The sequence below is a fragment of the Psychrobacter sp. 1Y1 genome (assembly GCF_051847395.2).
GTDB lineage: Bacteria > Pseudomonadota > Gammaproteobacteria > Pseudomonadales > Moraxellaceae > Psychrobacter.
Genome location: NZ_JBPYDF020000001.1, coordinates 801,944 through 827,629 on the forward strand (window position 1 = coordinate 801,944; position 25,686 = coordinate 827,629).

Annotated in this window: 20 protein-coding genes; 6 read left to right on the top strand and 14 right to left on the bottom strand. The window is 43.5% G+C overall.

Going from position 1 to position 25,686, the window contains the following annotated elements; translation table 11 throughout:
* The first annotated feature begins 258 nt into the window (after positions 1–258).
* Positions 259–1,059: a lysophospholipid acyltransferase family protein gene (locus ACS8FA_RS17390; protein WP_201568507.1), complete on the top strand. Its 801-nt coding sequence runs from the start codon at positions 259–261 to the stop codon at positions 1,057–1,059.
* 173 nt (positions 1,060–1,232) lie between these two features.
* Here ACS8FA_RS17390 and ACS8FA_RS17395 read toward each other — a convergent pair whose 3' ends face one another.
* Positions 1,233–2,273 carry an aldo/keto reductase gene (locus tag ACS8FA_RS17395; protein ID WP_439266127.1) on the bottom strand — a complete coding sequence of 347 codons (1,041 nt, stop codon included), beginning with the start codon at positions 2,271–2,273 and terminating at the stop codon, positions 1,233–1,235.
* Between the two features lie 65 nt (positions 2,274–2,338).
* Positions 2,339–2,836 (bottom strand): FKBP-type peptidyl-prolyl cis-trans isomerase, encoded by a 498-nt coding sequence (locus ACS8FA_RS17400; RefSeq protein WP_439266125.1) that lies wholly within the window; start codon positions 2,834–2,836, stop codon positions 2,339–2,341.
* 174 nt (positions 2,837–3,010) lie between these two features.
* Here ACS8FA_RS17400 and ACS8FA_RS17405 point away from each other — a divergent pair, with 174 nt between their 5' ends.
* Positions 3,011–3,688, top strand: coding sequence for a DUF1294 domain-containing protein (locus ACS8FA_RS17405; RefSeq protein WP_439266124.1), 678 nt, complete (start codon positions 3,011–3,013; stop codon positions 3,686–3,688).
* Positions 3,689–3,825: 137 nt separating this feature from the next.
* Here the strand turns inward: ACS8FA_RS17405 and lspA are convergent, their stop codons facing one another.
* The 4 genes from lspA to ACS8FA_RS17425 form a co-directional block, all read right to left on the bottom strand.
* Positions 3,826–4,482, bottom strand: coding sequence for a signal peptidase II (gene lspA / locus ACS8FA_RS17410; protein ID WP_238051661.1), 657 nt, complete (start codon positions 4,480–4,482; stop codon positions 3,826–3,828).
* On the bottom strand, positions 4,475–7,336 hold the full coding sequence (gene ileS / locus ACS8FA_RS17415) for an isoleucine--tRNA ligase (protein ID WP_439266122.1): 2,862 nt from the start codon (positions 7,334–7,336) through the stop codon (positions 4,475–4,477). The genes lspA and ileS overlap by 8 nt, the downstream gene beginning before the upstream one ends.
* Positions 7,337–7,776: 440 nt before the next feature.
* Entirely contained in the window at positions 7,777–8,325 is a 549-nt protein-coding gene (locus ACS8FA_RS17420) for a protein disulfide oxidoreductase (protein WP_134292633.1), read from the bottom strand.
* Positions 8,326–8,511: 186 nt separating this feature from the next.
* Positions 8,512–10,149, bottom strand: coding sequence for a carbon-nitrogen hydrolase family protein (locus ACS8FA_RS17425; RefSeq protein ID WP_134292634.1), 1,638 nt, complete (start codon positions 10,147–10,149; stop codon positions 8,512–8,514).
* Positions 10,150–10,686: 537 nt separating this feature from the next.
* Here ACS8FA_RS17425 and ACS8FA_RS17430 point away from each other — a divergent pair.
* The gene (locus ACS8FA_RS17430; protein WP_439266119.1) at positions 10,687–11,316 is read left to right on the top strand and encodes a BLUF domain-containing protein; all 630 of its coding nucleotides are present in this window, start codon (positions 10,687–10,689) and stop codon (positions 11,314–11,316) included.
* Positions 11,317–11,408: 92 nt separating this feature from the next.
* On the opposite strand, the gene ACS8FA_RS17435 is transcribed toward ACS8FA_RS17430, so the two are convergent.
* Complete coding sequence (locus tag ACS8FA_RS17435) at positions 11,409–12,845, bottom strand: D-2-hydroxyglutarate dehydrogenase (protein ID WP_439266117.1); 1,437 nt, start codon at positions 12,843–12,845, stop codon at positions 11,409–11,411.
* A gap of 336 nt (positions 12,846–13,181) precedes the next feature.
* On the opposite strand from ACS8FA_RS17435, the gene serA reads away from it, so the two are divergent.
* Positions 13,182–14,408 (top strand): phosphoglycerate dehydrogenase, encoded by a 1,227-nt coding sequence (gene serA / locus ACS8FA_RS17440; protein ID WP_057758460.1) that lies wholly within the window; start codon positions 13,182–13,184, stop codon positions 14,406–14,408.
* A gap of 149 nt (positions 14,409–14,557) precedes the next feature.
* Here serA and trhO read toward each other — a convergent pair whose 3' ends face one another.
* The 4 genes from trhO to metX form a co-directional block, all read right to left on the bottom strand.
* On the bottom strand, positions 14,558–15,631 hold the full coding sequence (gene trhO, locus ACS8FA_RS17445; RefSeq protein WP_439266114.1) for an oxygen-dependent tRNA uridine(34) hydroxylase TrhO: 1,074 nt from the start codon (positions 15,629–15,631) through the stop codon (positions 14,558–14,560).
* A 229-nt stretch (positions 15,632–15,860) separates the two neighbouring features.
* The gene (locus ACS8FA_RS17450; protein ID WP_057758462.1) at positions 15,861–16,442 is read right to left on the bottom strand and encodes a tetratricopeptide repeat protein; all 582 of its coding nucleotides are present in this window, start codon (positions 16,440–16,442) and stop codon (positions 15,861–15,863) included.
* Between the two features lie 413 nt (positions 16,443–16,855).
* On the bottom strand, positions 16,856–17,464 hold the full coding sequence (gene metW / locus ACS8FA_RS17455; protein WP_439266112.1) for a methionine biosynthesis protein MetW: 609 nt from the start codon (positions 17,462–17,464) through the stop codon (positions 16,856–16,858).
* Positions 17,461–18,846 (bottom strand): homoserine O-acetyltransferase MetX, encoded by a 1,386-nt coding sequence (gene metX / locus ACS8FA_RS17460; RefSeq protein WP_439266179.1) that lies wholly within the window; start codon positions 18,844–18,846, stop codon positions 17,461–17,463. The genes metW and metX overlap by 4 nt, the downstream gene beginning before the upstream one ends.
* A 468-nt stretch (positions 18,847–19,314) precedes the next feature.
* Here metX and hemH point away from each other — a divergent pair, with 468 nt between their 5' ends.
* Positions 19,315–20,334, top strand: a complete 1,020-nt coding sequence (gene hemH / locus ACS8FA_RS17465) for a ferrochelatase (RefSeq protein WP_102090514.1) — start codon at positions 19,315–19,317, stop codon at positions 20,332–20,334.
* 114 nt (positions 20,335–20,448) lie between these two features.
* Here hemH and ACS8FA_RS17470 read toward each other — a convergent pair whose 3' ends face one another.
* Positions 20,449–20,832, bottom strand: coding sequence for a hypothetical protein (locus ACS8FA_RS17470; protein ID WP_439266110.1), 384 nt, complete (start codon positions 20,830–20,832; stop codon positions 20,449–20,451).
* A gap of 288 nt (positions 20,833–21,120) precedes the next feature.
* Positions 21,121–21,579 carry a hypothetical protein gene (locus ACS8FA_RS17475; protein ID WP_439266109.1) on the bottom strand — a complete coding sequence of 153 codons (459 nt, stop codon included), beginning with the start codon at positions 21,577–21,579 and terminating at the stop codon, positions 21,121–21,123.
* Between the two features lie 316 nt (positions 21,580–21,895).
* Between ACS8FA_RS17475 and ACS8FA_RS17480 the strand changes: the two genes are divergently transcribed.
* Positions 21,896–22,552 (top strand): IS1595 family transposase, encoded by a 657-nt coding sequence (locus ACS8FA_RS17480; RefSeq protein WP_045455674.1) that lies wholly within the window; start codon positions 21,896–21,898, stop codon positions 22,550–22,552.
* A 114-nt stretch (positions 22,553–22,666) separates the two neighbouring features.
* Here ACS8FA_RS17480 and polA read toward each other — a convergent pair whose 3' ends face one another.
* Complete coding sequence (polA, locus tag ACS8FA_RS17485) at positions 22,667–25,654, bottom strand: DNA polymerase I (protein ID WP_439267384.1); 2,988 nt, start codon at positions 25,652–25,654, stop codon at positions 22,667–22,669.
* Positions 25,655–25,686: the final 32 nt, after the last annotated feature.

Here is a 25,686-nt window from a genome sequence, read left to right on the forward strand (position 1 = left end):
ATAAGCTTCAACGTAGCGTTCATATGATTATCTATATATGGTCTTACCACTTGATATTAAAGCGTATTAGCATAATTAGCGATGGTTTTATGTTACAGCGTTTGCTGCGGATAATTTTTTATAAATCTGCTTTATTACCCATTTGTATAAAAGTCGGCACTCACTGAGTGAACAAGCTATCACTGAGTGTGCGAACTTTGTTATACTGGGCTCGTTTTTTGACTATTAAACACCCGTTATTTAATCATGAGGGCGAAGATGAGCCAAGCTAAATCAAGCTTTTCACTCAGACGACAGTTGAGCCGAGGCAGGCAGGTTGCTGGTATGACCACGACCATGGTCGGCGGCATACGCGCAGCAAAGCGTATCGGTGCATTTAAGCAGCCACCACGCGAGACCCTACCACGCTATATCCAGACATTCTGCCGCAAGATGGCAGGCTCTTTTGGGGTAAAAGTGGTAGAAGTGGAACCTGTAGAGCAGTTCCATGGCTTGTGGGTATCGAATCACGTGTCATGGATGGATATCCCTGTCGTTGGTACTGTGAGCCCAGCGTTCTTTTTATCCAAGGCTGAAATCGGTGAATGGCCTGTATTTGGCAAACTTGCTCATGCCGCAGGAACGCTTTTCATTGAGCGCGGCTCCGGTGATGCAAGCTCAGTATCGGCGCAGATTGCTGACTTTTTAGCCAAAGGTTTTTCGATTATTTTCTTCCCTGAGGCGACGACCACTAGTGGTAAAAAAGTAAAACGCATTCATGGAACATTGCTGCAAGCAGCCATAGATGCTGATGTGCCTATCAGACCGATCATCATTGCTTATGTCAATAAAGACGGCACACTAAGCGACGCATTGCCATACTATGGCAAGCTTACAATGAAAGAAAGTATGAAAAAAGTGCTCGATAGCAAAAACGTGACCGCTTACGTGTTGCCACTTGCGCCTATAGATCCAGAAGGTCGTAATAAAAGCGAGCTGACCAATTTATTGCAAGCACGCATGAACGAAGGACTAGCAGATCTACATTCAAGAGTCCTTAGCGCACCAGTTGAAGACTGATTATTTACAGTTGAACTAGTTAGAGTTGAGCTAGTGTAGCTAATCTCAGCCAGTTAATAAAAGGGCGCAAATCGAAACGATTTGCGCCCTTTTTTATAAGAGATTTAATATAGCACGCATAATGTCATTTATTCAGTAAGCTCTATTAACATCCAATCTCTATAAAAGACCAACTATGGCGATGGATTAGGCTGCTGTGTATGCACCGCTTCAATCGCTTCTAATACGTCTGCTGTTAGCTCCACATTGACACTGTCGATGTTTGATTTGAGTTGCTCGGTCGTCGTTGCCCCAATGATGTTACTGGTGACAAAGTGACGAGAGTTTACAAAAGCTAATGACATCTGCGCCATGTTCAAACCTGCATCAGCAGCTATCTTGGCATATTGTTCAGTGGCTGATTTGGCTTGCTCATTCACATAACGACCGAAACGATCATACATGGTCAGACGCGCGCCAGTTGGACGTTTACCATCAAGGTATTTACCAGACAATACACCAAAACCAAGCGGTGAATACGCAAGTAGACCCACGTTTTCACGATGGGCAATCTCAGCCATACCAACTTCATATAAACGGTTCAATAAACTATATGGATTTTGTACGGTAAGTGGTGGAATTAGGCCGTTTTTATCTGCTTCCCATAGGTAGCGCATCAGTCCCCACGCGGTATCATTCGATAGACCATAAGCACGAATACGACCTTTTTTGATTTCGTCATTTAGAGCCTGAATGGTCTCTAGAAATGGTGTTAAATCGTCTAATGACTGAGCTGCCATCTCTTCTGTGTAGCCGCGCTGACCGAAAAAATTTGTCTTACGCTCAGGCCAGTGTAGCTGATAGATATCGATATAATCAGTTTGTAGACGCTCAAGGTTGCCGTCAATAGCGCTGCTAATATGCTCGGCGTTAAAGCGCGTTTGACCATCACGCAAAAAGTCCATTGGTGATATTTTGCTAGCAAGGATGACTTTGTCACGCTGTTTGGTCTTGTTAAACCAAGTGCCCATAAAGCGTTCAGTATCGCCCTGTTTGTCTTTATCTGGTGGTGACGGGTACATCTCGGCGGTATCCCAAAAGTTCACACCTTCACTGAGTGCCATGTCCATTTGCTCATGTGCTTCGGACTCAGTATTTTGCTGTCCCCATGTCATCGTGCCTAGACAGATTTTAGATACTTTTTCATCGAGTTGCGGTAACGTTTGATACTGCATATAAGTCTCCCTTTTGACTGTTTTTTATCAATATTTATTTTTAGATGAGTTGTATTTATTGATGTTTACATCAATTTGATACCAGTGACACCGGGTGGTGTGACTTTAAATATTTTCACTTTGAATAATACGTCTTGTCCTGCGAGAGGGTGGTTAAAGTCTACTTCAACTTGGTCTTCATCGATGGCACTAATCGTACCGGGCAAGGTGTTTTTACCTTTGTCTTCGAACTCAACCATCATGCCAATTTCTGGATTGTCAGCGACTAGCGCAAACTGAGTACGGCTAAAATGTTGAATGTTTTCAGGATTCCACTCGCCAAAAGCTTGCTCTGGCTCAAGGTGTGCGGTACGAGTGTCACCGGCGCGTAGATTCATCAGTACCTGCTCAAAACCAGGTAACAAGCTTTCATCACCAATGGTCAAAGTCACAGGTGCATCACGATTAAAGGTTGAGTCGATGATGGTGCCGTTCTCTAGTGAAACTTCAAAGTGCAATTTCACAAGGCTACCATGAGCGATACGAGTGTCTTCGTTTGGGTTAATAAATTGAGATTGAGTCATAATAAAAAGCCATCGGTTGCTAGAATAAAAGAATAGAAAATAATGCGTTTGATTAAAGTGTTTTTAATTGCAGTATTATAGTGTAAGAAATAATAAGCCATCTAAGGCCGGATGTAAGCGTCAATAATGTAACGCAGATAGTGTACTATAATTGGCAATTCTAAAAGATATGAGATGTCGGTGGTGAATAAACAACAAGGCACTGTCAAAAAATGGCAGGACGATAAAGGGTTTGGCTTTATTGAAACTGAAGCAGGCGAGTCTGTCTTCTTTCATATAAGTGAGTTTAAGGCTAAGCGCCGTCCTGATATCGGTGAGGCAGTGGTCTTTAGCGTTGGACAAGATGTGAAGGGACGCAAGCGAGCCACGCAAGTACAAGAGCTTGGGTTTGTACAGCAAAAAATGGCACAAAAAAATCAGCAGATCCGTCAGCGCAATCAGAAACGTAGCCATCAAGCAGATTTTGAAGCGGGCCAAAAGAAACGCTCGTTTCTTGGACTGGCTTTTTATGGCGTTTTAGTTTTATTAGCAGCGACAGGTAAACTGAGCTGGCTAGTGGTCGGCTGGTATGCTGCACTAGGGTTAATCACTTATATAATGTATGCCAAAGACAAAGCTGCTGCCCAAAGTGGCGACTGGCGTACACCTGAGTCTACATTGCACGTACTGAGCGCGCTTGGCGGTTGGGTAGGTGCGCTATTGGCTCAGACGTATTTGCGTCACAAATCACAAAAGCCTGAGTTTCGAGTTACTTATTATTTGACCGTCGTTGTGAACATGGCAGGATTACTGTTTTTATTGGCAGGTGGTGGGTTAGAGACTGTCACTGATTTACTATCAGAATTGCTATAAATAATAGCATTCACGATTAGCAGTATTGCTACGGGTATGACGAAAGCACTAAAGCGATCGATAAAAAAGGTGGGTTACGAATACGTAACCCACCTTTTTTGTTTATGAATTGAACTGGTTTATCTAACTACACATAATTATGACCGTGGCATTTCACGCTTTTTTTCCAAAAATAGCATATCAATGACAATTAATAGTACACCGATAGATATACCGATATCCGCGATATTAAAAATCGGATAATGCCAAACATCAGCATAATGCACATGGATAAAATCAATCACATGACCATGTAATAAGCGGTCGATTAAATTACCAACTGCACCGCCCAATACTAAGGCTAGACCAAAAGATAACAGCGTGGCTTTGCGCGGTGCTTTAATCAGATAGATGATTAAAAATAGCGACATGACGAGTGCCAATCCCGAAAAAAACCACTTCTGCCAACCGCCAGCATCTGCCAAAAAGCTAAATGCCGCGCCATAGTTATAAGCCAATGTCCAATTGAGAAATGGCTCAATCACCGGCACTGGATCATGAAAGGTCAGTTTGGTTTCTGCCAACCATTTAGTCCACTGATCGATGATGACAATAACCAATGCCAGAAAGTACCACATAAAAGCACGACTACCATTGGCCACCAGCTTTGGTGTCCTATTTGTTGACTTGTTCAGACGACTTCTAGGTGTAGTCGAGCTACCCGTGGTTGCATGAGCAGGCTTAGGCGAATGGTCAACCTCAACCTGCGGCTGCTGGTCATGCTGGCTTTCAGACGAATCAGTTGGGTTAGGCATAGTGACGTACCTCGCCATCGCCACTGACATTGGTTACGCAGCGCGCGCATAGCTCAGGGTGTGCGCTATCTGTACCGATGTCATCACGAATGTGCCAGCAGCGTACGCACTTAGTACCAGTAGCCGCACTTACTTGGACCACTAAATCTACAGCCTCTTCGGTATTGGTGTCGGTTGCTTCTTTTGTCTGTGCGATGCTATCAGCAGGCGCTTCGCTCATTGGCTTCAATGCAGCGTTACTAGTAATTAGTACAAAACGAAGCTCTTCATCAAGCTTAGCTAAGCTCTCATGCATCGCACCGTCAGCGTATAGACTGACGTCGGCAGACAAGTTAGCATTGATAATTTTTTCGCCACGTGCGGTCTCGATATGTTTGTTTACCATGTCTTTGGCGAACATAATACGCTGCCAGTCATCGTTGCTGATAGCGCTTAGCTCAAACACTGGGAACTCATACCACTTTTGAGTGAATACATAGCCGCCTTTATCCGCATCACGTTGGTTCAGCACTTCCCAAGCCTCTTGCGCCGTGAATGATAGGATTGGTGTAATCCAGCGAATCAGCGCATGAGTAATATGGTAGATAGCCGTCTGTGCAGAACGACGAGGCTGTCCATCTGCCTGAGTAGTGTACTGGCGATCCTTGATAATATCTAGATAGAAGCTACCCAAGTCTTGCGAGCAAAACGCTGTCACGTGCTGAGTGACTTGGTGAAAGTCCATCGCATCATAAGCGCTAATGATTTGCGCTTGTACGGTTTGTGCGCGCTCAATGATGAATTTATCAAGGCTAACCAATTCATTGATATCAATGCTATCAGTCGCTGGATTGAAGTCATCGGTATTGGCAAGTAAGAAACGTAAGGTATTACGGATACGGCGATACATATCGATCGCACCTTTAAAGACCGTTTTACCCGCGCTCATCTCATAACGATAGTCACTTGAGGCAATCCATAGACGCAGCATATCCGCGCCTGTTTTATTGATCTCTTCTTGCGGGGTGATAATGTTGCCAAGTGACTTACTCATTTTGCGACCGTTTTCATCGACCACAAAACCATGGGTCAATACTTGCTTAAACGGTGGACGCTCATACATCGCTTCTGACGTTAGCAGTGACGTCTGGAACCAACCGCGATGCTGGTCAGAGCCTTCTAGATACATATCAGCTGGATTGGTCAATTCATCACGCTGATCCAGTACCGCAAAATGCGTGGTGCCTGAGTCAAACCAAACGTCCAATGTGTCAGTTGCTTTGTCATAGTCAGCGGCTTCACTACCTAAGAAATCTTCACAGCTAGCATCAAACCACGCTTCTACGCCGCCTTCATTGATTTTTTGTGCCGCAGTTTCCATCAGCTCCAGCGTGTTTGGATGCAGCTCGCCTGTTTCTTTATGCGTAAAGAAAGTAATCGGTACGCCCCATGTACGCTGACGTGAGATACACCAATCAGGACGACCCGTCATCATTGATTCGATACGGTTTTGTCCCCACGCTGGCGTCCAACTTACTGATGGAATGTCAGCAAGCGCGCGAGCACGTAAGCCTTTGGTTTCCATGTTGATAAACCACTGAGGCGTAGCACGGAAAATAATTGGCGACTTATGACGCCAGCAATGCGGATAGCTATGCTCAATTTTGGTATGGCTGATTAAATGGCCATTGTCATGTAGGGCAGCAATGATTTTTGGATTGGCTTTATAGATGTGCTCGCCGGCAAATACAGCAGCGCTGTCTAGATAAACGCCCGTACCGCTCACTGGGTTTTCCACTGGTAAGTTGTATTTTAGACCAACGATATAATCGTCGAGACCATGACCAGGTGCAGTATGTACCAGACCAGTACCACTATCAGTAGTTACATGATCGCCCAAGATGAGCGGCACTTGGCGGTCTTCAATCAATGGATGCTGAGCGCTCAATCCTTCAAGCTCACTGCCTGATACGGTCGCGAGGACGCCTTTATTCTCAAGTTTGAGTTCACTTAGCGCAGTTTCAACAAGATCAGCTGCTAGTAGCAGGTTGCCTTTTTTAGTAGCGACCACGCTATAGTTATGCTCTGGATGTACTGAGATAGCTTGGTTGGCAGGTAGTGTCCATGGCGTGGTGGTCCAAATAACAGCAGCGATGTTATCTGCGATATCTGCCAATGCGGCTACTTTATCCGTACCGAGCACATCAAAGCTGACATAGATCGCGTCAGAGACTTTGTCTTGATATTCTACTTCAGCTTCTGCTAGGGCAGAGCTACAGTCCAAGCACCAGTTGACCGGCTTCATACCGCGAGTCACATGACCATTGTCATAGATTTTGGCAAGCGCACGTACGATGTTGGCTTCTTGATGAAAGTTCATGGTTAGATAAGGATTGTCCCAATCACCAAACACACCTAGACGCTTGAAGTCTGCTTTTTGCAGTTCAATCTGAGTGCTCGCATATTTGCGGCACAGACCACGGAATTCAGTAGCAGAAACCTTTTGACCAACTTTACCGACCTTGGCTTCGACTTTTTGTTCGATTGGCAGACCATGACAATCCCAACCAGGGACATAGGGCGCATCAAATCCTGATAAGGTTTTCGATTTTACTATAATGTCTTTTAGTACCTTATTGACTGCGTGACCCAAGTGAATCTGACCGTTGGCGTATGGAGGGCCATCGTGCAAAATATATTTGGTTGCACCAGCACGCGCCTGACGAATTTTACCGTACACGTCATCCGCTTCCCAAGCAGCTAACCAATCTGGCTCGCGCTTGGCAAGGTTTGCGCGCATCGCAAATGGCGTATCCGCAAGGTTCAGCGTGTCTTTGTAATCTTGGCTTGGTGTGTCAGTGCTTTTATCAGTCATAGAAGGTATCTTTTTAAAAGGTAGGTTTGTGTGTCGGTTCAAAACCGGATACAAGGCTCGATGTTCAATGTAGTGCTGAGGTTAATGCTGTGTCGATATTATTCAATTACTAATAGTAGGTATATTGCTCATCATAGTCGGTTTATCAACCATCATGTCAATAAATACCCATTGTCGCTCATCAGTCGGTAAATAGTTACGTCAATAATAAATGGTAACGAGACGATTGCAACATAAAATATGCTAGTAAAAATAATTCAAAAAAATATTTAGATCGGCAGCTATTATATGACAAAAAGGGTAGGGTAAAAAGAGCTGTGCGAGGTCGACCCAATTTTGTCCAATATCAATCGTTTATCTGTGTCATATATCATTGGTGAAGACGTAGCTATAAGCTCCTTGAATGCTTATTCATTGAAACATAAAGTACGACTCAAGTGCTAAAAAACAGATGCTAACCATAAGCGCAGTTTCAATGACCATAATGGTTGAATACCTGTTAGCCCTTGTGTCATCTCACCATTCTCTAATATCACATAGGACGGTGTGACTTGTCCTTGCCAATCCGCAAAGATATCGCCTTGTTGATCATTTATGGTAGTGAAGTCAAACTGATGTTGATCGAGATAGCTGCGTAACTCTTGGTTTGAGCCTGACTGTACGGCAACAGTGACCACGGGATAATTATCTGCTGCTAACTTATTGATGGTGGGTGAGGTAAAGCTACAGACTGAACACCACGTACCCCAAAAGTATACCAGTGTCGGCCGCTCGTGACTCATCGCTGCTAGATCGATACTTTGTCCTTGGTAATCGGTCAGTTGCAATTGAGGATTGGCAGGCATGACAGGCTGTCGCCACCAATTGATCACGCTATAGATCACGACAAACATGAGACCGTATAACATTATCGTTTTAAGTATCGAAACTATCTTTCGCTTCGGCTGCTTCTTTGGCTTTACTTCTTTTTGCTCAATATCAGTCGTCATGACATCCGCTTTTTGGTTTGCATATTGTTCTCAGTTATTTTCAAATAATGGCTTATCGTCACTGCTTATCTTATCGTGATTGCCTATATGGTCATTGCACAAAGAGTAGACATTAGATAAAAATAAACGGCTGAAAATCAGCCGTATTATTTATAAAGTCTACTATAAGTGTGCTACGTCAACCTATTATGGCTTTTGTGCTCGGTTTTGTAATGGATCACCAATAAGCACGCTGCCTGAATTTTCAAGGCGCTGCTCATCACTCAATTTGCTCGCTGGCACTTTGGCCTTGCGCTTCCATTTTAAACTGAACAAATCATCACGGCGGTCGATTAAGTTATGTACTGAGCCTTCATGACGAACGTGAGTAAGCTTGTCTAAGTTTACATCAGAGAAGAATACCATCTCCGTGTTGGCAGTGGTCTCTGCCATAATCGCATCATGTGGGAACGCAAAGTCTGAAGGTGAAAAAATCGATGACTGAGCATACTGAATATCCAAGCTCTCAACTTGCGGCAAGTTGCCCACTGACCCGCAAATCATCACATAGCATTCGTTTTCGATAGCGCGGGCTTGCGCGCAGTGGCGAACACGTAGATAGCCGTTCTTGGTATCAGTCCAGAAGGGCACAAACAAGATATCCATGTCATCAAGTGCCATCAAACGTGCAAGCTCAGGGAACTCAACATCGTAGCAGACCAAGATACCGATACGGCCTGCATCCGTGTCGAATACTTTGACTTCATCGCCACCTTCGATTACCCAAGCGCTGCGCTCATGCGGAGTAATATGAATTTTGCGTTGCTCTTCAACCGTACCATCACGGCGGCACAGATAGCTGACGTTGTATAAGGTATCGTCTTCGTCCAGTAAAGGCATCGAACCGGTAATGACGTTAACGTTATAACTGACGGCTAAATGCGAGATTTCATTTTTGAACCACTCGGTATAGCCCGCCAAAAATCGAATGGCAATATTTTGATCGGTTTCTTCGCATAGACCCATCAATGGCGCGTTGAAAAATTCAGGTAAGCAGGCAAAGTCTGAGTTGTAGTCAGCCATGATATCGACAAAGAACTCAACCTGTTGCAATAGCTCCTCAGGTGATTCGACTTCACGCATTTGCCACTGAATACCACCAATACGCACCTCAGACTTGCGAGTATTAGGCTTATAGTCTTTAGGCTCATAGTAAATATTTGCCCACTCAAGCAAGGTAGCAAAGCCCTTTGATTGTTTATCATCTGGCAGATAAGCAGTCAAAATACGTTTAACGATAAAGCCATTAGACAGCTGGAATGACAAAGCTGAATCGTGAATTTCACGGCTTTCAACGGCATCAATATATTCGCCTGGAGTCAGATCTTTATGGTTATGATAGTTAGGTATGCGTCCACCGGCTAAGATAGCGCGGAAATTTAACTGTCGGCATAGCTCCTTACGTGCATCATACAGCCGTCGACCGAGGCGGTAGCCACGATAATCAGGGTCGATGAGTGCATCTAAACCATAAATTGCATCACCTTCTGGATTGTCTCTGATGATTTCTTTTTGCCCAATCAAATCGTCATAGGTATGCGGATTTGAAAACTTGGCATAGTCAACGCGCATGGAGAGCACGATACCAATCAGTTGATCATGATCAAACAAGGCAATCTGACCTTCAGGGAAAGCGTCAATCAAAGTATGAATGGTTGTCTTTGACCACGCGCCACCCAAGTTTACATAGACACGATCCATCAATGCCTTTAATTGTGGATAATCTTTTTTCTTAATCTCAGCAATCGTGAGGTGAAAGTCATCTAGTTTTTCCATCTTACTCATAAGTTTCCTGTTTTAAATAGCTATTGAATGTAGTGTTATCAAATAATGGGGTCATAGCAAATTGATGTGCCGATTTTTGTGCAAAAAATTAATAAAAACATTCCAATAGGAAGATATTGTCGTTACAATAATTTATTGCCGTATTTACAATAGGTTATGTTGATATCTTAGACCGTTTTACCCATTATATTTAGTACTGTTTTTGACTAACGTAGAGGGTTAAAGGATAGCGACTGCCGCATTCTATATCGCTTTATATCTATTAGGTTTGTGAGCACCGATAAGCGCCTAACTCTGCATTATCATTGTACCTGCGACTGTCTTGCTATTTATTATCTCAATATAGAATCTAAATAATATTTATCAGCACCTTTTGTTTTGCTTGTTATCATAGCAAGCTGTAACGGTAATAACAGTCTCACGTAGTAAATATTTGCTACGTTTTTGTGAGTCAATTTTTTGGTTCAACTCAGGCATAGTATTGTGTTGCTTGTTTCGTTTAGCCGTATCTCATCGGCTTCTTAGGATTATTTTATTATGCCTTTAAATCATACCAATAGAATCATGAAGTGGGATGACATAGATGACTCCGTTTTGGTTCAGTTGGTTTATGTCAGTACGCTGACTCTTGGCTCGCGTTTGAGCACCTCTATTTTTGATGAAGTAGAAGGCCACGCACGTAACTACAATCAGCAGCATAACATCACAGGCACGCTATGCTACGGCAATGGTCATTTTCTGCAATGTATTGAAGGTAAAAAGTCAGACGTATTTAATCTGCAAGAGCGTATCTTCGTCGATAGTCGTCATAAAAATGTAGAAGTGTTGCTATTACAAGTTATCAATCATCGCAGCTTTGCCGACTGGCGTATGCGCTTGCTGTTTTTGGAGCGTTGGTTATGGTCCCCCGCGACCAAAAAACAGGCCGTACAATTATCCCCATTTTTACCATTTGCGCCGCACGGCTGGTCGTCTGATTGGACCGAACAGTTTTTGCAAATTATCAAAACTTTTAATAGTCCACCCCATATTAAGGCGGCAGGTATTACTTATAATGCATTGGGTAATATGGTGCGTCATATCGCGGCACCGCATCAGGCATTTCTGATTATTCAAGGGTTTTTGAGCATATTACTGGTCGTCGCATTGATACTGTTATATTTATAGATTGTAGTTTTTGCGAATTATAAAGCCATAAAAAAGACGCTAGCCTCTCGGGTTAGCGTCTTTCTATTTAGGTTAAGCGTTTAGCATGCTCATCACATATCAAAAATCTTACCACGGTTCATAATGTTATTTGGATCGAATACTTTTTTGACTTCCTTTAGGTACTCAATCTCAGTTTCACTGCGGCTATAGTGCAGATACGGCTTCTTCGTCATACCAACCCCATGCTCAGCAGACACTGAACCGCCATATTTTTGTACCGTCTCAAACACATATTTATTGACAACCTGACACTCAGCAAAGAAATCATCTTTGCTCATGTTCTCAGGTTTTAAGATATTCAGATGCAAATTACCATCGCCGATATGACCGAACCAACAAACTTCAAAGTCTGGATAGTTACTGCTGACAATGTGATCAATCTCTTCGATAAAGGTCGGTACGTGGCTTATCAGCACCGATACATCGTTTTTATAAGGGGTAAATACTGAGATAGTCTCTGAGATATACTCGCGCAGCTTCCATAGCTCTTCAGCCTGTGTGAGGTTTTGGCTCATAACCCCATCGACGACCCAGCCTTGCTCCATACAGTGCTCAAATATTGCCATGGCTTTGTCCATGATCGGCTCGTATGGCCCTTCAAACTCTAATAGCGTATAGAACTTGGTACGTGATTCAAAGGGTTCTTGTACTTGACCATGTGCCATCAGCTTATCAATCGCTACATCGTCAAAGAACTCAAACGCGGTCAAATCAATTTGTGCCTGAAAGGCAGAGAGTACGTTCATGACGTCATTGAAGCTGTCCATGCCAAGCACCATGACATTTAAGTCTTGTGGTTGACGTTCAAGCTTAATTTGCGCATGAGTGACAAGGCCAAGCGTGCCTTCACTACCGATGAATAATTGGCGCAGGTCATAACCAGTAGCATTCTTTACCATGCCGCGATTGAGGTGCAAGATATCGCCTTTACCTGTGACAACAGTCAGACCCATAATCCATTGACGAGTCATGCCGTAGCGGATGACTTTGATACCGCCAGCATTGGTACCGATGTTGCCGCCTATCTGGCTAGAGCCTGCTGAGGCAAAGTCGACAGGGTAATATAGGTCTTTTGATTCAGCGAATTCTTGCAACTGCTGGGTGACGACACCGGCTTCGACTTCAACTATTCGATCAGCAGGATAGAACTGTCCGATCTGGTTCATTTTATCCATGCTAACGACTATCTCGCCATTAGCAGCGACTGCACCAGCAGACAGACCAGTACGACCGCCACTTGGGGTTAGAACGACGTTGTGCTCATTGGCAAGCAGGACGATAGTCTGTACTTGTTCAGTGGTCTTTGGAAAGACGATGGCAGCAGCAGCAGGGGCAAAGTGCTTGGTCCAGTCTTTGCCCCAGTGCTCTAGACTTTCAGCATCGGTTTTGATTTGGGTCGGGTCGAAACTATGGGTATCAGTGAGCGTGCTCAGGATGGTTTGCACGGCATTGGTTTCGGATGTGTTTTGAGCGGTAGTTGGCGTCATGGTCAAATCTCAATATTGGCGTAAGCACGATGCTGGGACTGCTTATTATATAGCGAAATAACTATAAATTCAGTGGTGAGTCAGCTCGTAGAGGTAATAAGTGGGTGATAATTTTTACCTATAAGAAGAGGTAAGTAATAAATAATTGATTCGATCGGTTTCAAACAGAATAATTCACTATAGCATAAAAATTTTTCAGGCTTGATAACCAATAATTCATCTAATCTGCTAACATCGACCTCAAATTTTGTGTAAGATATCGGAACTGTTTTCGTTTCATCCATCATAGATTATCCAACAGGTAATCTTATAAAACAATTATAGGACAGTTCTCATATGGCGTTATCACTACAAAAAGACAAAATCCGGTTTTTATTGCTTGAAGGTCTACATGACAATGCCCTAAAAGTATTGGAAGGAGCTGGTTACCACAACATCGAGAATATCAGTCACGCCCTAGATCAAGACGAGCTGATCGAAAAGATCAAAGATGCTCATTTTATCGGTATTCGCTCGCGCACTCAGCTGACGCGTGAAGTACTTGAGCACGCACACAAGCTTATCGGCATTGGTTGCTTTTGTATTGGTACCAACCAAGTAGATCTAGACGCCGCTCGTGATCTTGGTATCCCTGTCTTTAACGCGCCATTCTCGAACACCCGTTCGGTAGCTGAGCTAGTATTGGCAGAAGCTATCATGCTGTACCGCGGTATTCCCGAAAAGAATGCAACCGTACATCGCGGCGGCTGGGGTAAGTCTGCGACTAACTCACACGAAGTACGTGGCAAGACTATCGGTATCGTTGGTTATGGCTCTATTGGCTCGCAGCTGTCTGTCTTGGCAGAGAGCTTCGGTATGAAAGTCATCTATCATGATGCTGTGACCAAATTGCCACTAGGCAACGCGGTACAAGTTGGTAGCTTAGAAGAGCTACTATCAACAGCTGACATCGTGACATTGCATGTACCTGATGTACCAAGCACTCGCTATATGATGAAAGCTGAGCAGTTCGCTCAAATGAAAGAAGGCAGCTACTTTATCAATGCGGCTCGCGGTACGTGTGTTGAGATTGATGATCTGGCAGATGCGCTTGAGTCTGGTAAAATTTTGGGCGCGGCTATTGATGTGTTCCCGAAAGAGCCAAAATCAGCTGACGAAGAGTTTGAGTCACCACTACGTAAGTTTGACAATGTGATTTTGACGCCGCATATCGGTGGTTCAACCCAAGAAGCACAGGCCAATATCGGACTGGAAGTAGCAGATAAGTTTGTTAGGTACTCTGACCAAGGTGATACAGCGACTGCGGTGAACTTCCCAGAAGTTTCTATTCCGTTCAAAGAAAACTCGCATCGTCTGCTACATATTCATAAAAACGTGCCAGGCGTACTTTCTCAGATTAACCGCTTATTTGCTGAAGCTGGCATCAACATCCTAGCGCAGAGCCTGATGACAGAAGGTGATGTTGGTTATCTAGTGATGGATGTCGATTACAATGACTCGACCGCTGCACTAGACCAATTAAAAGATGTCGAAGAGACTATCCGCGTACGTATCTTATTTTAATATAGTCAATCCGCTTTCAAATTCGATTAACTATATCAGTGCTATTAGTTTTGATACGCATTGAAGATTTGTCATAAAAAAAGAGAGGCTCTATTGATTAGAGCCTCTCTTTTTTATTTTACTTCTTTTTTATTGTACTAATGCTAAGTTTAATTGGCTTTAGTATTGTTTGCAGCTTCCGCTTGTAGACGAGCTTCCATCTTAGCGGCTTTACGTTTTTCGATTACATCCATCACGTCACTACCAATATGGGCTTCACCACGCTTTTTCGCCAATTGCATCTGATGCTCACGCTCACGGAAACGGGCTTTCTGCTCATCGGTCGCTTTGTCGATACAGTGTGGGCATGACTCACCTTTGATATAGGCAGGGCTTTGCATTTCATCGACAGTGATCGGCATACGGCAAGCAAAACACTGCTCGTAGCTGCCTTTCTCTAAGTTGTGGTTGACCGATACACGGTTATCAAAAACAAAGCAATCGCCTTGCCACATAGAGTCACTAGCAGGGACTTCTTCAAGGTATTTTAGGATACCACCTTCTAAATGATAGACCTCTTCAAACCCTTGCTCGCGCAAATAGGCAGTAGATTTTTCGCAGCGGATACCACCTGTACAGAACATTGCCACTTTTTTGTGCTTGGTTGGATCAAGCTCTTTTGAGACGTATTCTGGAAACTCGCGGAACGTTTCAGTGTTTGGGTTAACCGCATTTTGGAAGGTGCCGATTTGCACTTCATAGTCGTTACGCGTGTCGATCAAGGTAACTTCAGGATCTGAGATCAACGCATTCCACTCGCTTGGCTTTACATAGCGACCAACGGATTCCAATGGATCGATATTCTCGACACCCATGGTAACGATTTCTTTTTTTAGCTTTACCTTAGTGCGATAAAAAGGCTGTGCGTCAGTATAGGATTCTTTAAAAGTAAACGTACCAATCGCCTCAATACTACGCAGGTAGTCAAGTACGGTATCGATACCTTGGCGTGTGCCAGAAATCGTCCCATTAATGCCTTCTGAGGCAATGAGCAGCGTGCCTTTGACGTCATTATCTAGCATAGTGTTTAAGATAGGTTCACGATGTTGCTCAAAATCGGCAAAGCGGGTGAACTTATATAGTGCGGCAACGACGATATTATTAGTTACACTATCGTATACAGGGGCTGAATTGTTGTCAGTTATCGCGGTTTCTTTGATATTACTATCTTGAGAGGTGCTCATGTCTTTCTCCTGCTGGCTAGGTCGCAAACCTAGTGCAATGATAATAAAAAAGTAGATAGGTATATAACATTATCTCAATTGTGGAATTGATTAATGCGCGCGTAGTGTAGCAAATTTTAGATGGGTTTTGAATAGTTTGTATTGCTTGGCTTGATGTTATAGAAAACAGAAAAGCCCAGTAAAATACTGAGCTTTTTTTATATTCAATTCGTAATACGAAAGTTAGAGTTTACTTACTCTGGAACCAAGTATCTGCTTTGCTACGAGCACTGGCGATGTCATCACTTGATAAGTTTAATGCCAACTGACCAATTTTACCGCGTGCTTTGTTACGGACTTTTTCGTCTAACATGCCATCACGGGCAGCCAAGTCATACCATTTATAGGCATCGACCAGATTTTTTTGCTTTTCATCTAATAGCGCAAGCGTGTAACTGGCACGGTTATCGCCACGCATCGCAGCTTTTTCTAACCACAGACGGGCTTGTTGCAAGTTAGGCTGTACACCTTCGCCGCGCAAATACATGATGGCAAGGTTTAACTGAGCAGGGGCAACACCTTGCTGAGCGGCTTTGGTGTACCACTGGATTGCTTGTTGGGTATTTTGCGCAATACCTTCACCTTTTTGCAAACGCTTGGCCAGATAGAACTGAGCGTGATCGTTACCTTGGGCGGCACGACTAGACAACTCGCTCACAGGCATAAGCTCAAAACGTGAGGTATCAAGCGGTACGTTTGATATTAACTCAGCATTGGCTAAACCAGCACAAGAAAATAATGCAGTAAACAACGCAGCTTTTAATAATTTCATAGCAGCTCCAAAATTAGGCAGTTAATAAGCAAAAAAAATTGTACCGCTAAACATTGTCTCGCTAAAGACAGTCAGACGGCGATAACAATTAGGTGGAATCTTGCGATATGAACTTACCTAATCATTAGCAAAAGGGGGTTGTCATCTCTAAATCAGAGATTTCACCCTAACTGATTAGACAAACGGTCGTAATAGTGGGGTGGCTGACAATATTTTGCTAGCTTAACACCCAAACTTACGAAACTCAAATACTAATTACAAGGTCTCATAGACGTTTGTACCTGATTGTCCTTAACAAAATCAGACAGTTACTAAAAAATTATATTAAGTTAACAATCTATTAAGGTTAATACCAGCTCGTAGAGCATTGTTTAGCAGTCTATAAAATACAAAGATAGCTAATGATTTATCGGCTATTTCTTGGTCACTCGGTAGATAGCGACGTCTGCTAATAAGTTAGGCGCTTGCCTAATTAACGCCTTCATCAAAGGTGTATGGCCCTTTTCAGAATCGCTAACCGCAAAACGATTAATAATATGAATATCATGCTGCACACATAACAGTTCAAAATCTTTAAAGGTACATAGATGAATGTTTGGCGTGTTGTACCACTCGTAAGGCAGCGCTTCAGAGACAGGCATCATGCCTTTTAGCCCTAAATGAATGCGGTTTTGCCAATGCGCAAAGTTAGGGAAGGTAATGACTGCTTCACGAGCTACTCTCAGCATATCAAGCAACAACTCATCAGGTGCTTTTACTGCTTGTAGGGCACGTGCCATGACGACCGTGTCAAAGCTGTTATCAGCAAAACGCGCTAGACCATCGTTGAGGTCCTGCTCGACAATTGATAAGCCATTGCCAATCGCCTCATTGATTTTGTCTTCATCAATCTCTAGTCCGTAACCTGTCACGCCTAGTTTTTGCTGTAAGTGGGCAAGCAGCTCGCCATTACCACAACCTAAGTCCAGTACGTGTGCTTGCGGCGCAATCCAGCGCTCTGCCAGTTGGTGATCCATTCTCATGAGCGTTCTCCTGTGGCTGAGCGGCTAGGGGTAATAAATGGCGCAGTCAAAAATCCTTTGACCGCACCCATGTAGCGAGGAATATCAAACAAGAATGAGTCATGTCCGTGCGGCGCGTCAATATTGATATAGCTGACTGGTTTACCAGTGGCCATCAGTGCATCGACAATCTCTTGCGAGCGCTCAGGTGCAAAACGCCAATCAGTGGTAAATGACACGACTAGATACTGGCATTGTGTATGGGCAAAGGCCGCTTTGAGCGCAGAAAGCTCTTGCTGACGATCAGACTCAATATCTTCAATCGTCGTTACCGCATCTTCTAATTCACTCTGTGCATTGGCTTTGCTAGATTCGACTGACGCCGCGATTGAGTCTTCTATTTGCACTGCCGACTCTGGAGAGGCTTTTGCTACGGTTGATGGGTGGTCGCGTATTGGATAGTCGCGCGTCGGATCAAAGTAATCTAAGGCCTTGGTCATAAGCAGATAAGTATTGGCATCGAAGTTTTCACTAAAGCGTTCGCCTTGATAGCGTAGGTAGCTTTCGACCTGAAACTCGACATCGTAACCATACATGAATTTACCTGATTTTAAATCACGGCCAAATTTGGCTTTCATCGCGTCATCAGTTAAATAGGTAATATGCCCAACCATACGCGCCAATATCAGTCCGCGACGAGGATAAGTGCCTTCTTGTATATAGCGCCCGTCTTTAAAGTCAGGATCGGATAATATAGATTGGCGCGCCACTTCGTTAAAGGCGATATTTTGAGCAGATAGCTTTGGCGTACTGGCGATGACCACACAGCGCTTTAACCGCTCTGGATAATCAACAGACCATTGTAGCGCTTGCATACCGCCCATTGAACCACCAACAATCGCATGCCAAACGTCGATGCCTAGACGATCTGAGAGCATTGCTTGGGTTTTTACCCAGTCTTTGATGGTGATCAGCGGAAAATCAGGGCCATACACTTGCGGCTCATCGCTGCTATTTGCATCAAGGCTGTCCGAACTAACACTATCCGAATCAACGCTATCAGGGTTAATAGTGGTAGGCCCTGTTGAACCAAAACAGCTGCCGATATTATTGACACATACTACATAAAACTGATTGGTATCAATTGCTTTATTGGGGCCAATCATATTGTCCCACCAGCCTGCTTTTTTGTCATCAGCACTATGGAAGCCAGCTGCATGATGATTGCCAGATAACGCGTGGCAAATCAGAATCGCATTTGATTTATCGCGATTGAGCGTACCGTAAGTCTCTACCATCAAGTCAAACGAGGGTAGGGTACGGTTGCATTCTAACGTTAAGGGCTCCGCGAAATGAAAATTTTGGGGCGTAACGACACCCACAGACCCTACAGCACTTTCAATATTGGCTGAGCTATTAGGGTGAGGTTGTGAATTAGGATGCTGGTCACTGGTATTATCAGAGCGTGCGTTCAAAGCTACCTCGCAAGACTACAATCATCAATAAAATAAAAGCAAAATGGCACATTACTAACAGGCTATTTTACCTACACGGTTTTTATAAACTGGGCCTGCCTATTGTATGGTGATGCGCGTTGGAGTACAACCGTCGAGCGCGCCTTTCGAGCGCATCGATCGTAGTTTTTATGGAACATACTTTATAAATGAATAACGAGTAAGCCGCCAGCATCAAGTAATCAAGAGTCAATAAATAGCAACTGCGTATCAAATTGTATAGGGGCGCTTTTAGCCCGCGTCATTAATAGATAAAATGCTACACTAATGAGGTGTTCGTTCAACTGTGTCTTAACAGTATCGTCTCTTATTATTTTGACCTAACCCTTAATAACTTACTGCTAATAAAGTGCTGCTATGAAACCTAAATTGCCCCCACGTATTGCCGTTTTGTTAGTGAATCTTGGTACCCCAGATGAGCCAACGGCACCTGCCGTACGTCGCTACCTCAAACAGTTTTTGTCAGACCCACGAGTGATCGAGATTCCCAAATTCCTATGGGCTATTATTCTGAATCTATTTGTCTTACCAAGTCGTCCTAAGCGCGTAGCAAAGGCTTACGCCAGTATCTGGGAAGGTGATTCACCGATTCGTAAAATACTAAAAAGCCAAGTTGAGCTATTAGAGCCACGTTTGGCCGATAGTGTGGCACCGTTTCGTGTCTCTGTGCATCCTGCGATGAGCTATGGTAATCCTGGTTTGCCTGATGTCATGGACGCGCTACGTGGTGAAGGGGTTGATCACTTTGTCATACTGCCGTTGTTTCCACAGTACTCTGCCTCTTCAGGCGGTGCTGTATATGATGCGCTGACGAAGTGGACGCTCAAGCAACGCAACTTGCCAAATTATACGATTGTCAAAGACTACTTTGCCCATCCGCTATATATTCAAGCATTGGCCAACTCTATTCGCCGTTTTCAAGAGAAGCATGGCAAGCCTGAAAAATTGATGTTTAGTTTTCATGGTATTCCGCAGCCTTATGCTGATAAAGGCGATCCTTATCCTAAACGCTGTAAATGTACGGCTGCGCAAGTGGCGCATGAACTTGGCCTGACAGAAGATGAGTGGATTATTAGTTTCCAGTCACGCTTTGGTAAGCAAGAGTGGGTTAAGCCATATACCGATGTGGTGTTGGAAGATTGGGGTAAGTCAGGTGTGCGCTCGGTACAGGTAATCAGTCCGGCGTTTTCAGCAGACTGTCTAGAGACACTAGAAGAGTTAGCCATTGAAAACCGTGACAACTTCCTTAATGCTGGCGGGCAAGAGTATCATTATATTCCTGCACTAAACCTTGATGAAACACATATTGAATTGCTTGAAGCGTTGAGCTTGCCTCTAGTAAAAGGTTGGGCTGGCACATTAGATGGCTGGGTTTAGATAATCGAAAGTCGCTGTTTTAGTAAGTTGAATAGTAGAATAAAAAAAGCACGCTTAATATAGTTAAGCGTGCTTTTTTTGTTTAGAGGGGTAGAACAACAATCGTATTAAGTGCTAAAAATCATCATCGTTGCTACGTTCAGCCGCTTCTCTATCAACAATATCCATCGCATCTGGATAATCACTGTCATCAAGATTATCCTGAACCAAAATCTCATCGACACGTGACTCATCGATATTTTGACGATGCGCAGGTGTTAGTCCTTGGGTCGCATCACTACCGACTTCTGAATTGTTAAATCCTGCACTATTATCAATCACATCATCGTTATCGATGGTATGCAGCATAGGATTGTCCAAATCAACCAATTGATTGTCTTGTTCATCCTGATTGGTGTTATCTAAGTTATCTAAATTATCGACGTTGTCATTATTGTCACGACGATTACTGTCAATATGATCCATCTCTTCTGGTAGCGGGTTTTTTGAGTTTTCCATGAGTAATTCCTTATTGTAGTTATTAGATGTTGCCATCATTAGAAGTAAAAATATCGCGCTGGTTTGTTAAAGCATCGCTCATTGCAATGTAGATAATATGCTTCTCAGTTTGTACGCTTATTCAACTTTTCACTAGTAGTAAGGTGTGACAGGATGTTCAAAAAATGTAAGACGATAACTAGAACGCAAAACGACTACTCAAGATGAATAGCCGTAATTGTTTATAAAATTTGTGCTAAGGCTTTGTACGATAGCAAAGTCGCTACATAAGAAATCAAACTTATAGTTTTAATTATTGGCGTGGTCAAACTTGTAATTTAACTTCTGTACTAGACATGACTGATAGTTAGCCAGTTTAAATCGCCATAAATAGGTCAAGGCAATACCATAAATGGCAGTCTCAGCCAGCTCTTCGACAATTTCACCAAATGTATGCGGGAATATAATAGCGTTCTCGCCCATGTACTGAATGATAGCCAGTACAGTAACGCTAAGATAGAGCGAAACAGGCACGTTTTTTAGCACTGCCCATAGGTAATGCCTCGAGTAGACCAGCAAACCAAGCGCGACGAGATAAATAACGGTAAGGACGCTGTCCTCCCACCAGTCATAAGACTGACCAAGCATCAAAAAATCGCTTGGAACCAGTAAGTCTGGTAGATAGTTCAACTCTCGACGAATGACAGAGACAAATATAAGTACGGCTCCTAGCCAAAAAGCCTTAATTTGTTTGACATGACTTTTCATAAAATACTGTGAACTGCGCAATAGGCATACTATCAAAAGTATAATGCCAGGGACTTCAATGATGCCATCTGAACTCAAAATAACTGGCTCCTGCGTATCAAAAGAATGTGTTAAAAACAAAAAAGTGAGCCCAAAGGCTCACTTTAAAGCAAAAAATATCGAATAGTTAGGGTTTAACAGATGACCTATTATAAACCCCATATTTAGATATTACTGTTATGAAATATAACTAACTGGTCATAAGTGATTGTTAATATAAACAATATATAATTACTTATGGGGCTGTAGTAGATAAGCACTATGCTAGACTACTTTTATGAAGATAACCCGTTGTAAACTAAGTAAAAAAGCACAGCGAAGGCTGTTAGAGTTTTTTACGGCTGAAGTGACTGCTAGAACAGCCGCAGATTTGCTTGATATTCAGCCTAATACTGCTGCACTTTTTTATCATAAAATAAGACTTGTGATAGATTACCATCTCTCATTAGAAGCTGATGAGCTTTTTGATGGTGAGGTCGAATTAGATGAAAGTTACTTTGGCGGTGTACGCAAAGGCAAAAGAGGTCGCGGGGCTGCTGGTAAAACCGCTGTATTTGGTATTCTAAAACGAAACGGTAAGGTTTATACCATTGTCGTAGCAGACACCAAACAGACTACCCTAATGCCTGTTATTAAGCGTAAAATCAAGCCTGACAGCTTTGTTTATACGGATAGCTATCGAAGTTACAATGCATTAGATGTGAGTGAGTTTAAACATTTCAGAGTCAATCACTCTATAGAGTTCATTTGCGGTAAGAACAATCACATCAATGGCATTGAGAACTTCTGGAATCAGTCCAAACGAACACTCAGAAAGTATAATGGGATTAATAAGAAGAACTTCCATTTGTTTTTAAAAGAGTGCGAGTTTAGATTCAACTATGGCTCACCATCTAATCAGCTGAAAACCTTGAGAAAATGGTGTGATATTTAATCCTTATCTACTACAGCCCCTTACTTATTGTAGTGTCAGTTATCAAAAACTCTCATATCTGTAAGGTATATAAATAATCATATCTTACATGTTTGATTAAATGGCAGTTAGTGATTAATGTGCCTCATCCCAGTTTTGACCACTATCGGTCTCGACTAATAAAGGCACTGCAAAGTCGACATTCCAGCCTTTTTCTACTGCTGTAGTCGTCAATACATCTTGCATAGCATCGGTAATTAGCTGGCTAACTTCGTCTACTTTATCGGCATCCACTTCAAACACCAATTCATCGTGAACCTGTAGCAGCATTTTAGCTTGCTCTTTTGGCAGCACTTTATCAACGGCAATCATAGCAAGTTTGATTAGATCAGCAGCAGAGCCTTGTAGTGGGGCGTTAATAGCCGCGCGCTCAGCACCTTGCTTGACTATACGATTGCTGTGATTGATATCAGGCGTATAGAGTTTACGGCCCAATATCGTCTCGACATAACCTTGCTCATAGGCGCTGGCACGGGTATTGATCATATAGTTTTTGACGCCTGGATAGCGCTCAAAGTACATATCGATATAGTCTTGTGCTTCGCCGCGGCTCATCTGTAGCTGCTTGGCAAGTCCAAAGGCACTCATCCCGTATAGCAGACCAAAGTTAATGGCTTTAGCGTTACGGCGCTCGGTTGAAGTGACGTCTGCGACATCCTTGCCAAGTACTTCGGCAGCGGTGGCCGCGTGGATATCTAACCCTTCGTTAAAGGCGTGGGTTAGGTTTTTATCACCTGAGAAGTGCGCCATTAGACGAAGTTCAATTTGTGAATAATCCGCAGCCAAAATAACGCGACCTTCTGGGGCAATAAAAGCTTGACGAATTAAGCGACCAGTTGCCGTACGAATTGGGATATTTTGCAAGTTAGGATCTGTCGATGACAAACGCCCAGTGCTCGTTAATGCCTGATGGTAGCTAGTGTGTACACGATCGGTTTCACTATCTGCGACATTATCCAACGCATCAGTATAAGTGCTTTTAAGCTTAGATAGTCCGCGATACTCTAGCGTAATATCGACCAATGGATGCTCAATTTTTGATAGTACCGCCTCACCAGTCGAGTATTGACCAGACTTGGTTTTTTTACCACCAGCGACGCCTAGCTTTTCAAACAGCATCTCACCAAGTTGCTTAGGAGAGCCTAAGTTAAACTCTTCACCGGCCACTTCATAGGCACGCTTCTCTAGGGCGATAATTTCTTCATCAAAGCGTTTTGATAGCTCGTTTAAAAATGAACGTTTAATTAAGATACCATGCGCTTCCATTTGGCAAAGTATCTCTGCTGTTGGAATCTCTAGCTCGTGTAACAATTTGGCATTATTGGCATCGTTAGCCAGCTCAACGCTGAACACGTCAAATAACTGATAGGTGATATCAGCATCTTCACAAGCATAATCGCTCGCGATATCGATGCTCACTTGATCAAAGGTAACTTGCTTAGCGCCTTTACCTGCCACATCTTCAAAGCTGATGGTTTGCGTTTGCAGATAATGACGTGCCAAATCATCCATACCGTGGCGAGTAGCTGCCGCATTGATGACGTAGCTGGCAAGCATGGTATCCATCGCCCAGTTATTTGGCTGCTCATGTATGGCGCTGACTAGATCGATATCATAGTGAGCGAGGATGTGCGCATCGTACTTTAGATGCTGACCGATTTTACCGATATTTGGGTTCTCTAAGACAGGTTTTAAGCGAGCTAATACTGTATCGCGATCAAGCTGCTTGGCAGTTAGCTCATCACCTTCTAGGCTATGCGTAAGTGGAATGTAATAGGCTTCGTGTGCTTGCAACGCGAAAGATAAACCGACAATTTGTGCGTCACGCCAATGAACGCTCGTAGTTTCGGTATCAATGACAAAGTGCGGAGCAGCTTCTAACAACTCGACCAAGCTATCAAACGCTGGCTCATCGAGTACAGTGTGCCATGCTTTATCATGGTTAGTGCTGTCTTTGATGTTATCGCTCTTGGTTGATTGGAGCGATTTTGCCACCTGTGCCTGTGACTCCGTATCGGCTTGGCTATCAGCAACACTTTTAGAGCCATTGGCAGGATGATTTGGATGATTTGGATGATCGAGCGATGCCAGCTCATTTCTAAACTCAAGCTCATTATATAAGTCGCGCAATTCATCTATGTGTGCACAAGGGTCGGTATTGATTTTTAGATCATTCCAATCTTGACCGATGGCTAAGTTGGTGACTATGGTGGCCAGCTGTCTATTAAAAGGAATATCGTCAGCGTGTTCGATCAGACCCTTCGCCCCGCGACCTTTGATAAAGCCAATATGCTTGAGCATATTTTCGATATCACCGTACTCAACGAGTAGATCTTTAGCGGTCTTTTTGCCGATACCAGGTACGCCTTTGATACCGTCAGATGCATCACCCATTAGCGTTAGGAAATCGATCATTTGGTTTGGGTTAATACCGAACTTATCGATTACCGCTGGTGTATCCGTGACTTTACCTGTGAAGCTGTCTTCTAGTATTACGCAGTCGTTGACCAACTGTATCATGTCTTTATCACCCGTTGAGATGACCACATGATGGCCTTGCTCGACAGCACGATGGGCAAGTGTACCGATGATATCATCCGCTTCTGCACCCTCGATACGCAACAGCGGAATACCTAATGCAGTGACCAAACGATGAATATAAGGAATTTGCTCTACCAGCTCGACATCGATGGGTGGACGAGCGGCCTTGTAATCAGCAGACATATGATGGCGAAAAGTCGGTGATTTGGTATCGAAGCAAACGGCCATATGAGTAGGGTGATAGCGACGCATCAATTTTAGCAATGCGTTGAGTGTACCGCGTATCGCATTGGTGATTAGGCCCTGCGAGTTTTGCATGGTTTTTGGCAAGGCGTGATAAGTGCGGAACAGATAATAGGAGCCATCAACCAAAATAAAAGGCGGCTGGTCTTTGTCTACATGACCGGTATCCATCAGTGCCACGTTAGGCATGGTATCGAAGTTCGGTAATGCTTTGGGGTCAAGCGCTTGGTGAGAGTTGTGATCGTTATCGGTGGTATTGTCAGCTATGTCATCAGTCATAAAAGTCACTTATCAGCTATTAGATAAAAATA